We start from the raw sequence: 10,661 nt of genomic DNA, 5'->3' as shown, positions 1-10,661 counted from the left end.
AGGGGCGTGCGCTTTAAAAAGGTTATATAAAAATTCTTAAACAGTATTTTTAAGAATAACTGCGCCTCACTACTATTGCCCTCAAGCCAGGCGCAACCCCCCTTCAAACCTCTGCCCGGCGCCCTCACTCCAAGGAGAACGAGCATGAGTGCATCTCTGCGCAGCATCGACGGCCAGGACGAAGCCACCCTCTTGCGTGAAATCCAGAGCGCTTTGCGCGACCTGCGTTTCGGTGCGGTGGAGATCACCGTGCACAACGCTCAGGTCGTGCAGATCGAGCGCAAGGAGAAGTTCCGCCTGCAACAGCCCGGCAACAAGCCCGGCTGATCTGCGGCGCAACATCCAAAACTGGAAAAATGCCATTCGGGAGCTTCACCATGTCCATCCGCCGTTATGCGCTCGCCGCCCTGGCCAGTGCTGTTTTTGCCGGTTCCGCCATCGCCAAGGACTACGAACTGCTCAACGTGTCCTACGATCCGACCCGTGAGCTTTACCAGCAGTACAACGCCGAGTTCATCAAGCACTGGCAACAGGCCCACCCGGGTGACAAGGTGAAAATCCAGCAATCCCATGGGGGGTCGGGCAAGCAGGCCCGTGCGGTGATCGACGGCCTGCGCGCCGACGTGGTGACCCTGGCCCTGGCCGGTGACATCGACGAAGTGGCCAAGCTTGGCAAGACCCTGCCCGAGAACTGGCAGACCCGCCTGCCTGACGCCAGCACCCCGTACACCTCGACCATCGTGTTCCTGGTGCGCAAGGGCAACCCGAAAGGCATCAAGGACTGGGGCGACCTGATCAAGAAGGATGTGTCGGTCATCACCCCGAACCCGAAAACCTCTGGCGGTGCGCGCTGGAACTTCCTCGCGGCGTGGGCCTACGGCCTGAAGGCCGGCGGTAGCGAAGAGAAGGCCAAGGCGTATGTGCAGGAGCTGTTCAAGCATGTACCGGTGCTGGATACCGGCGCCCGTGGTTCGACCATCACCTTCGTCAACAATGGCCAGGGCGACGTGTTGCTGGCCTGGGAAAACGAGGCCTTCCTGGCCCTGAAGGAAGACGGTGGTGCCGATAAGTTCGACATTGTCGTGCCGTCGCTGTCGATCCTGGCCGAGCCGCCAGTGGCCGTGGTCGACAAGAACGCCGAGCGCAAGGGCAATACCGAGATTGCCAGCGAATACCTCAAGCACCTGTACAGCCCGGCCGGGCAGAAGATTGCCGCCGAGAACTTCTACCGCCCGCGTGACGAGAAAGTCGCTGCGGAGTTCGGCAAGCAGTTCCCGAAACTGGACCTGGTGACCATCGACAAGGACTTTGGTGGGTGGAAGGCTGCACAACCGAAATTCTTCAATGATGGCGGTGTGTTCGACCAGATCTATCAGGCACAGTAAGGGCCAAAGGGAAGCGGGGCCGCGTTGCGGGCCATTCGCGGCACAGGGTCGACTCCACAAGGAACCATGATCCCCTGTGGGAGCGGCCTTGTGTCGCGAATGGGCTGCCAAGCAGCCCCAGGATTCAAAAGCTTGCACCGGCCCGGGATTGTTTCCGGGCTGAGTGCGTTCAACCAGGGATATTTATGTCGCGTCGTATCTCCCCCGTCATACCCGGCTTCGGGCTGACGCTGGGCTACACCTTGGTGTACCTCAGCCTGATCGTGCTGATACCGTTGGCGGCCATGTTCATTCATGCCTCGCAGCTGACCTTCGAGCAGTTCTGGAACATCATCAGTGCGCCGCGGGTGATCGCCGCGCTCAAGCTGAGTTTCGGCACCGCCCTGTTCGCCGCCATCATCAACGGTGTGATCGGTACCCTGCTGGCCTGGGTGCTGGTGCGCTACACCTTCCCCGGACGCAAGATCATCGATGCCATGATCGACCTGCCGTTCGCCTTGCCCACCGCGGTTGCCGGTATCGCCCTGACGGCCCTGTACGCGCCGCAGGGCTGGGTCGGCCAGTTCGCCACCGACCTGGGCTTCAAGATCGCCTACACCCCGCTGGGCATCACCCTGGCACTGACCTTCGTGACCTTGCCGTTCGTGGTGCGCACGGTGCAGCCGGTACTGGCTGACATCCCGCGTGAAGTGGAAGAGGCTGCAGCCTGCCTGGGGGCCAAACCACTGCAGGTGTTCCGCCACATCCTGGCACCGGCCCTGCTGCCGGCATGGCTCACCGGCTTCGCCCTGGCCTTCGCCCGTGGCGTAGGCGAGTACGGTTCGGTGATCTTCATTGCCGGCAACATGCCGATGAAGACCGAGATCCTGCCGCTGCTGATCATGGTCAAGCTCGACCAGTACGACTACACCGGCGCGACCGCCATCGGCGTGCTGATGCTGGTGGTTTCCTTCATCCTGCTGCTGCTGATCAACCTGTTGCAGCGCCGCATCGAAACCCCTTGAAGGAGGCCGGCATGTCCAGTTCATCCCTGAGTGCAAGTGCCGCAGCCAACGCCGCCCGCCGTGGCAGTGCCACGGCGCGGCGTATCCTGATCGGCCTTGGCTGGCTGGTGTTCACCCTGTTCCTGCTGCTGCCGCTGGTGATCGTGGTATCCCAGGCGCTGAAGAACGGTTTTGGCACCTTCTTCGAGGCGATTTTCGAACCCGATGCGTTGTCGGCGCTGAAGCTAACCCTGCTCGCCGTGGTTATCTCGGTGCCGCTCAACCTGGTATTTGGCGTAAGCGCCGCCTGGTGCGTGAGCAAGTACACCTTCCGTGGCAAGAGCATCCTGGTCACCCTGATCGACCTGCCGTTCTCGGTCTCGCCCGTGATCGCCGGCCTGGTCTACGTGCTGATGTTCGGCGCACAAGGCCTGTTCGGGCCGTGGCTGCAGGACCACGATATCCAGATCGTGTTCGCCCTGCCGGGCATTGTCCTGGCGACTATTTTCGTTACCGTACCGTTCGTGGCCCGTGAGCTGATCCCGCTGATGCAGGAGCAGGGCACGCAAGAGGAGGAGGCTGCACGGCTGCTCGGTGCCAACGGCTGGCAGATGTTCTGGCACGTCACCCTGCCGAACATCAAATGGGGCCTGATTTATGGCGTGGTGCTGTGTACCGCGAGGGCCATGGGCGAATTCGGCGCGGTGTCGGTGGTGTCGGGCCATATCCGTGGCGTGACCAACACCTTGCCGCTGCATGTGGAGATCCTCTACAACGAGTACAACCACGTCGCGGCCTTCAGCGTGGCCAGCCTGTTGCTGATCCTGGCGCTCTTCATCCTGCTGCTCAAGCAGTGGAGCGAGAACCGTATTAACCGCCTGCGCCACAGCGCCGCGGAGGAATGATTCATGTCGATCGAAGTTCGTAACGTCAGCAAGCGCTTCAACAGTTTCCAGGCCCTGAACGCTATCAACCTGGACATCAACAGCGGCGAGCTGGTGGCCTTGCTCGGCCCATCCGGCTGCGGCAAGACCACCCTGCTGCGCATCATTGCCGGCCTGGAAACCCCGGACCAGGGCAACATCGTGTTCCACGGCGAGGACGTTTCCGGCCATGACGTGCGTGACCGTAACGTCGGGTTCGTGTTCCAGCACTACGCGCTGTTCCGCCACATGAGCGTGTTCGACAACGTTGCCTTCGGCCTGCGCATGAAGCCCAAGGGCGAGCGCCCGAGCGAGAGCAAGATTGCCGAGAAGGTGCATGAGCTGCTGAACATGGTGCAACTGGACTGGCTGTCCGATCGCTACCCTGAGCAGCTTTCCGGTGGACAGCGTCAGCGTATCGCCCTGGCCCGCGCCCTGGCGGTGGAGCCGAAGGTACTGCTGCTGGACGAGCCATTCGGTGCGCTGGATGCCAAGGTGCGCAAGGAGTTGCGTCGCTGGCTGGCGCGGCTGCACGAGGATATCAACCTGACGTCGGTATTCGTTACCCACGACCAGGAAGAAGCCATGGAAGTAGCCGACCGCATCGTGGTGATGAACAAGGGCGTGATCGAGCAGATCGGCTCGCCAGGTGAGGTGTACGATCAGCCGGCCAATGATTTCGTCTACCACTTCCTCGGTGACTCCAACCGCCTGGCCTTGAACGAAGGGCATCACGTGCTGTTTCGCCCGCACGAGGTGTCGCTGTCGCGGCACGAGACCGAAGGACACCACGCGGCCGAGGTGCGCGACATTCGGCCGTTGGGCGCGACCACGCGGGTGACCTTGAAGGTGGAAGGGCAGAGCGAGCTGATCGAGGCCGAGGTGGTGAAAGACCATGACAGCCTGACCGGGTTGGCGCGGGGGGAAACGTTATTCTTCCGGCCGAAGGTGTGGCAGAAGGTGGCGGATATCTGAGTCGCACAAGGATAAGAGAACCCGGGCATGGTCCCGGGTTTTTTTTACCTGAAAGGTGGATGGGGTGGTTATGCAGCCCTTTACGCGAGAGCGACTGCAGTGTGTTGTTTATTCTATTAAAGAATTACCAAATATCTTCTTATTCCTTTACGTATATATCGCCTTCCCTATACTTGTCTCCAAGCACGCAAACTTACTGGAGGCGTCCCCATGCGCAATGACTCGATTCGCTACCTGATTGTGCCGGGCTGGCAAGGGTCGCCAGACAACCATTGGCAGAGTCACTGGCAACGCACCCTGCCCAACAGTGCACGGGTCGAACAGGAAGACTGGCTTACCCCGCAGCGGCAGGACTGGGTGCACGCGCTGGAGCAGGCGATTGCCGCCGAGCGCTCGCCGGTGATCCTGATTGCCCACAGCCTCGGTTGCATTACTGTCGCCCATTGGGCTGCGCAGGCAAGCCCGGCCTTGCTACGGCAGGTGCGTGGTGCACTGCTGGTGGCGCCGGCAGATGTCGAACGGCCCACCTGCGCGCCAGTGCTGCGCAACTTTGCGCCGATCCCTACCGAGGTGCTGCCGTTTCCCAACCAGGTCGTCAGCTCGGACAACGACCCGGCCGTGAGCGTGCCGAGGGCGCTGTACCTGGCCCAGGCATGGGGCGCCGAAGCAGGGTTGCTGAGCAATGCCGGGCACATCAACGTCAAGTCCGGTCATGAGCGCTGGGAACAAGGCTTCGCCTACCTGTATCGCTTGCAGAGCCGGATCGAGCAGCGCGCACTGCTCCGCGCCTGATCGCCCTCACTGTTCACCCTTTGCCTGACGCCTGGCCATTACGGGCCTGGGGCGGGAGTTCGTCATGACGTTTCAAAACCCGTTCGGCCAGCCGCTGCTGACCTTCCCCGAGCTGGACAAGAGCCCGCTGAGCATTCGTGCCAAGGCGCTGGTGTTCATCGACCCGCGCTCGCAGCGGCTGCGCGAGGACCTTGAGCGCCTGGCGCCACAACCTTTGCCGGTGCTGATCCGTGGCGAGACCGGTACCGGCAAGGAGCTGCTGGCCCGGCAGATCCACCGTGCCAGCGACCGTGGTGGGTTGTTCGTGTCGGTCAACTGCGCGGCCATCAGCCCCACCTACGCCGATGCCGAGCTATTTGGCTATAGCGCCGGTAGCCATGGCGGTACGGTCAGCAGCCGTGCCGGCTGGTTCGGTTCGGCCAGCGGCGGCACCTTGTACCTGGACGAGATTGCCGACTTGCCGCTGGCCATCCAGGGCAAGCTGCTGGCGGCCCTGGAAAACCGCGAGGTCACTCGGGTGGGTGCGCAGCAGCCACAGCCGGTGGATGTGCGCCTGGTCGCCGCCACCAGCATCGACCTGGCCCGTGTGGTACGTGCAGGGCGCTTCAACGAGCGCCTGTACCAGTATCTGCGCGAGGGCGCGCTGGAGCTGCCGCCGCTGCGCGAGCGACCGGGCGATATCCTGCCGCTGGCCGAGTACTTCGTGGGCATCTACAGCGTGCGCCTGCAGCGGCCTGTGCCCTTGGTGAGCGAGGCGGCGCAGCGGGTGCTGGAGGCACATTTCTGGTCCGGTAATACCCGCGAGCTGGAGAACGTCATCCACTTTGCCTTGCTGGTCAATGACGGCGAAGAGATCCTGCCAGAGGATCTCGACCTGCCCGACCCCGCGCGTTAGGCATCGCTCATGGGGAGAGCGGCTGATGCCATTATGTTTTTGGAATAAGCAGCTAAGTAAAAGATATTGTTGCGGAATAAAAAATTTGGGTATCGTCCGCCTCAAGCCCACTGGTGAACCGGTTGGGCACCCGATTCGCCATCGTCGATGGCCCAGATTCAGAACAAGGACCACCATGAAGAAGACCCTGCTGACCACTGCCCTGGCTGCTGCCCTGTCGTTCTCCGGCCTGGCCGCTGCTGCCGAGAAACTGGTGGTTGCCGCTACCCCGGTACCGCACGCCGAAATTCTTGAATTGATCAAGCCGACCCTGGCAAAAGAAGGCGTGGACCTTCAGATCAAGGTCTTCACCGATTACGTACAGCCGAACGTGCAGGTTGACCAGAAGCGTCTGGATGCCAACTACTTCCAGACCCTGCCGTACCTGCAGAACTTCAACGAAGGCAAGGGCACCCACCTGGAAACCGTGGTGGGTGTACACGTAGAGCCCTTCGGTGGTTACTCGAAGAAGGTCAAGGCCCTGAGCGAGCTGAAAGAAGGCGCAACCGTTGCCATCCCTAACGAGGGCAGCAACAGCGGCCGCGCCTTGCTGCTGCTGCAGAAAGCCGGCCTGATTACCCTGAAAGACCCGAAGAATGCCTTGGCCACCCCCAAGGACATCGCCGAAAACCCGAAGAAGCTGAAGTTCCGCGAGCTTGAGTCGGCCATGCTGCCCCGTGTGCTGGACCAGGTCGACCTGGACATGATCAACACCAACTATGCCCTCGAAGCTGGACTGAACCCGGCTAAAGATGCGCTGGTGATCGAAGGTTCCGATTCGCCCTACGTGAACTTCCTGGTGGCCCGCCCGGACAACAAGGACAGTGAGGCCATCCAGAAACTGGCCAAGGCCCTGACCAGCCCGGAAGTCAAGGCATTCATTGCCAAGAAGTACCAAGGTGCCGTACTGCCGGCGTTCTGATTTCGCTAGCAACGCCCGGTATGTGCCAACGCCGACACCTTTGTGTCGGCGTTTTTTTTCAGCCCTGCCCGCACAGCACCCTAGAGCCCTTTTGCTGCGAACCGGCTGCAAAGCAGCCCCTTACCTCGGGGGTACCAGCCGTAAGGTACTCTGCGCCGGAATCACCCCCATCTGCGCCCGCTGATACTGCCCCTGCACATACCCCTCAGCCTGGTCCGCGTAATGCCGGTCGAACGGCACGCCACTCTGCCCGACCGGGTTGATGGTCAGGGCCTGCCCGGCATCGGCGAAGTCGATCAGCCGCCGCGTCGACGGCCCATAGGTCACCGGCCATGGCGCAGAGCTGATCTTCGCCGAGAGGTTGTTCGGCACCTCATGGGTACCGGGTGCGGCGAATGGCCCAACGTTGAACAGCAGGTTCAGCGGCTTTTTCACCCCAAGCGGATGGTTGTGGGTCAGGGTATGGGCCTTGCCCCATTGCCAGCTGGCCGGATCGCTGCCCAGGGTGTCACGCAGATGCTTCAAGCTTTTCTGCCAGGCCGTGCGCACGACGGCGGTACGGTCGGTATGCTGGCTGCCACCACGGGTGTTCCACCAGGGTGAATCGGCTTGCGCTGCCAGGCGTGGCAAGGCGGCGTCGATCACGCGGGTGCTGATCAGCACCGGGAACCAGGTATCGCCCAGCTCGTCATGCAGGGCCGCGAATGCCAGTTCATAGAGGAACTGGTTGAACAGTGTGGCGCTGGTCGAGTCGAGCGGGTAGTCGCCAGCCCAAGCCGCCAGTTGCTCGACCAGCTCTTTCTCTTCGTCACCTTCGGCCACTGCACGCAGGGTTGCCAGGAGCGGGGCAAGGGTGCGCGGGCCATAGTCACTGGCGGTGTCCAGCTGCAGTGCCTGGCTGTTTTGGGTGTCCCATTTCACCTCTGGGTTGGCCAGGTGACGATCAAGCTGGCGGCCACGGTCGGGCAGGTTGTAGTAACCCGGTATTGGCACCGCCGCCGGTGGCTGGTAGTTGGCCGAAACGATATAGCCGCGCGTGGGGTTTTCCTGCTGCGGGTTGACGCTGAAGGGGTAGAAACCGAGCTTGTCGGCCTGCGCATTGGCGCCGTCGAGGATGAACGCCGGGTCGACGCCGTCGGGGCGGATTGGCAGCTTTGCCGCTGCCCACCAACCGATATCGCCACGGGCATTGGCCCAGACAAAGTTGAGCCCGGGCGCGTGAACCTTGGCGGCGGCCTCGCGCATCTTGCCCAGGGTGTCGGCGCGGTTGAGCTGGTAGAAGCCGTCGAGGATCGGGTTTTCAGTTTCCAGGAATGCCCACCACATGGCGATTGGCGTGGTGCCGGAGGTACTGCCCAGCACGTTGTTGACGATCGGGCCGTGGGGCGAGCGGCGCAAGCTGATGGTGACCGGCTGCTCGCCTTTGACGGCAATCTTCTGTTCGGTCGTTTCCAGTGTGTGCCACTGGCCATCGACCATCACCTGATCGGCGTTGGCGGAGTTGGTCTTTTCGGCGACCAGGTCAACGTCATCGTTCTGGAACATGGTCAGGCTCCAGCCAAAGTCACGGTTGTGGCCGAGCAGGGCGAACGGGTTGAGTGCCTGGAAATAGCCGTAGAGGTTGAAGCCGGGCGCTGACAGCTCGGCCTCATACCACACCGCAGGTACGGCGAAGCTGATGTGCGGGTCGCCAGCCAGCAACGGCTTGCCACTGCGGGTGCGGCTACCCGCCACCGCCCAGGCGTTGCTGCCTTCGAACTGCGGGATACCGGCGTCGCTCAGCGCCTCATGGCTTAAGCGTGCAAGTGCTTCCAGGCTTTGCCAGTCGGCGGCGGCCAGTGGCGTGCCCAGCGCGCCCTCGGGTTGCCAGCCAAGGTCGAATATTTTCAGGTAGTCAGGCCCAAGCTGGTCGCGGATGTAGGTCAGAGCAGGCTCGGTGCGGAACGCGGCGGCAAAACTGTAGGCCAGGTAGCCGGCGATGCTCAGCGTGTCCTCGGCGGTGAACGGGCGCGGGGGGATGCCGAGCAGGTCGAATTCCGTGGGTTTGGGGTGGCTGGCCTGCCAACTGTTGACCCCATCGAGGTAGGCTTGCAGGGCCTGCCATGCCGGCGCCTGTGGATCCTGCCGCTTGGCCATCAGCGCGGCCTGCTCGGGTATGCGCAGGCTGCGGAACAGGGTGTCGGTGGGCAGTAGCTTGTCGCCGAGCACCTCAGCCAGTTCACCACGGGCCAGGCGGCGCAGGATCTCCATCTGGAACAGCCGGTCCTGGGCATGCACGTAGCCCAGTGCGCGGTAAAGGTCCGGCTCGCTCTGTGCCTGCAGGTGTGGCACGCCGCGGGCGTCGTAGCGCACGCTGACCGGGGCTTGCAGACCGGCAACGGCGACCTCGCCCTCGCGCTGCGGCAGCTTGCCCTGCACGTACCAGTAACCGGCGCCAGCGGCCACGGTGACTACCACCGCCAGCAGGGTCAGGCTGCGCTTCATTCAGACTCCTTGTGCATTCAAACGGAAAATGTGGTCCGATCATCGGCGGATTCGCGAACAGAGCATAGCCCCAGGAAGGAGTTTCCATGTCCCTCAGCGAAAAACACAAAATGCTCACCGGCCAGCTCTACCACGCTGGCTGCCCTGAACTGCAGGCTGAGCAGATCGCCAACAAGCACTGGATGCACCGCTACAACAACAGTGTCGAACTGCTCAACGACGCACGCCACGGGCTGCTTGTGGAGCACTTTGGCCAGGTTGGCGAAGGCGCGGTGATTCGCCCACCGTTCTATTGCGACTACGGCTACAACATCAGCGTTGGCCGTAATACCTTCATGAACTTCAACTGCGTGATTCTTGATGTGGTGCCGGTGCGTATCGGCGACGACTGCCAGATCGGCCCCAACGTGCAGATCTACACCGCCGACCATCCGCTCGATCCTGAAGTGCGGCGCAGCGGGCTGGAGAGCGGGCGGCCGGTGACCATCGGCGACAACGTGTGGATTGGCGGTGCGGCAATCATCCTGCCGGGGGTGAGCATCGGTGATAACGCCATCGTCGGCGCCGGCAGTGTGGTGACCCGGGATGTGCCCGCGGGCGCGACGGTGGTGGGCAACCCGGCGCGGGTCCGTCAGCCCGACCAAGGGCAGTAGCAGCCTACCGCCAGGGTATTGGAGGCGTTGACCTGGCGGCCGTCGAGCAAAGCCTTGAGGATTGGCTCGATGAAGCTGTTGCTGGCGTTGCACACGGCGCCTTCGCTGTACGGGCCAAAGTAAGCCAGGCGGCCTTGCCGGTCCCAGATGGCCACGGCCGGGGAGGCAGGCAGGTGCTCGCTGCCGGGCAGGTGGGTGATGGGTTGCAAGCTACCGATATTGGCCGGTAGCTGGCCGTGGCTGCCAGGCTTTTGCAGCACATGGAAGGTAACGTCGTGGCCTGCGAACTGGCTGACAAGGTCGCCCAGGTGCTGTTGGTTGCCGACGTTGCATGGGCAGGCCGGGTCCCAGAAATGCACCACGCGGATCGGGCCCGCACCGGCCAGCTCGGCAGGTAGCTGTAACTGGCTGCCGTCGAACAGCGTGGCCTGGTTGTCGAACGGGCGCAGGTAGCGAGCCTGAAAGGCGCTGTAGGCCTGCCAGAGGATTACGGCGCCGACCAACAAGGCGATGACCGTGCACAGCGGTTTGATGATTCGGCTATTCATGAAGAGTCGGTGGCCCTTGTGGGAGCAACTGTCTTGCTCCATTTCTAAAAACTGGCGCGATC

11 protein-coding genes are annotated in these 10,661 nt (G+C 62.5%); 9 read left to right on the top strand and 2 right to left on the bottom strand.

Translation table 11 applies throughout. The annotated features are described in order from the left end of the window. The first annotated feature begins 144 nt into the window (after positions 1-144). The 8 genes from oscA (at position 145) to ACF8RA_RS10285 (ending at position 6,914) form a co-directional block, all read left to right on the top strand. On the top strand, positions 145-327 hold the full coding sequence (gene oscA / locus ACF8RA_RS10320) for a sulfur starvation response protein OscA (RefSeq protein ID WP_021783559.1): 183 nt from the start codon (positions 145-147) through the stop codon (positions 325-327). Between the two features lie 50 nt (positions 328-377). Next, the gene (locus ACF8RA_RS10315; RefSeq protein WP_176682805.1) at positions 378-1,385 is read left to right on the top strand and encodes a sulfate ABC transporter substrate-binding protein; all 1,008 of its coding nucleotides are present in this window, start codon (positions 378-380) and stop codon (positions 1,383-1,385) included. A gap of 185 nt (positions 1,386-1,570) precedes the next feature. Beyond that, a complete protein-coding gene (gene cysT, locus ACF8RA_RS10310) occupies positions 1,571-2,389 on the top strand; it encodes a sulfate ABC transporter permease subunit CysT (protein ID WP_010955699.1) in 819 nt (272 codons plus the stop codon). An 11-nt stretch (positions 2,390-2,400) separates the two neighbouring features. After that, positions 2,401-3,273 (top strand): sulfate ABC transporter permease subunit CysW, encoded by an 873-nt coding sequence (cysW, locus tag ACF8RA_RS10305; RefSeq protein WP_176682804.1) that lies wholly within the window; start codon positions 2,401-2,403, stop codon positions 3,271-3,273. A gap of 3 nt (positions 3,274-3,276) precedes the next feature. Beyond that, entirely contained in the window at positions 3,277-4,266 is a 990-nt protein-coding gene (locus ACF8RA_RS10300) for a sulfate ABC transporter ATP-binding protein (RefSeq protein ID WP_339533597.1), read from the top strand. A 210-nt stretch (positions 4,267-4,476) separates the two neighbouring features. After that, a complete protein-coding gene (locus tag ACF8RA_RS10295; RefSeq protein ID WP_209969288.1) occupies positions 4,477-5,058 on the top strand; it encodes an alpha/beta hydrolase in 582 nt (193 codons plus the stop codon). 64 nt (positions 5,059-5,122) lie between these two features. Continuing rightward, complete coding sequence (locus ACF8RA_RS10290; RefSeq protein WP_176682802.1) at positions 5,123-5,953, top strand: sigma 54-interacting transcriptional regulator; 831 nt, start codon at positions 5,123-5,125, stop codon at positions 5,951-5,953. A gap of 175 nt (positions 5,954-6,128) precedes the next feature. Next, a complete protein-coding gene (locus ACF8RA_RS10285; RefSeq protein WP_021783565.1) occupies positions 6,129-6,914 on the top strand; it encodes a MetQ/NlpA family ABC transporter substrate-binding protein in 786 nt (261 codons plus the stop codon). A 120-nt stretch (positions 6,915-7,034) separates the two neighbouring features. On the opposite strand, the gene ACF8RA_RS10280 is transcribed toward ACF8RA_RS10285, so the two are convergent. After that, positions 7,035-9,398 carry a penicillin acylase family protein gene (locus ACF8RA_RS10280; protein WP_392519144.1) on the bottom strand — a complete coding sequence of 788 codons (2,364 nt, stop codon included), beginning with the start codon at positions 9,396-9,398 and terminating at the stop codon, positions 7,035-7,037. An 86-nt stretch (positions 9,399-9,484) separates the two neighbouring features. On the opposite strand from ACF8RA_RS10280, the gene ACF8RA_RS10275 reads away from it, so the two are divergent. Beyond that, positions 9,485-10,051 (top strand): sugar O-acetyltransferase, encoded by a 567-nt coding sequence (locus ACF8RA_RS10275; protein WP_084850185.1) that lies wholly within the window; start codon positions 9,485-9,487, stop codon positions 10,049-10,051. On the opposite strand, the gene ACF8RA_RS10270 is transcribed toward ACF8RA_RS10275, so the two are convergent. Beyond that, the gene (locus tag ACF8RA_RS10270) at positions 10,030-10,599 is read right to left on the bottom strand and encodes a DUF6436 domain-containing protein (RefSeq protein WP_392519143.1); all 570 of its coding nucleotides are present in this window, start codon (positions 10,597-10,599) and stop codon (positions 10,030-10,032) included. The genes ACF8RA_RS10275 and ACF8RA_RS10270 overlap by 22 nt on opposite strands. Positions 10,600-10,661: the final 62 nt, after the last annotated feature.

Origin of the sequence: Pseudomonas sp. FYR_5 (genome assembly GCF_043106315.1) — a bacterium.
Lineage (GTDB): Bacteria > Pseudomonadota > Gammaproteobacteria > Pseudomonadales > Pseudomonadaceae > Aquipseudomonas > Aquipseudomonas putida_Y.
The sequence above is the reverse complement of the archived record's forward strand: the minus strand, read 5'-3'. Positions and strand labels throughout refer to the sequence as shown.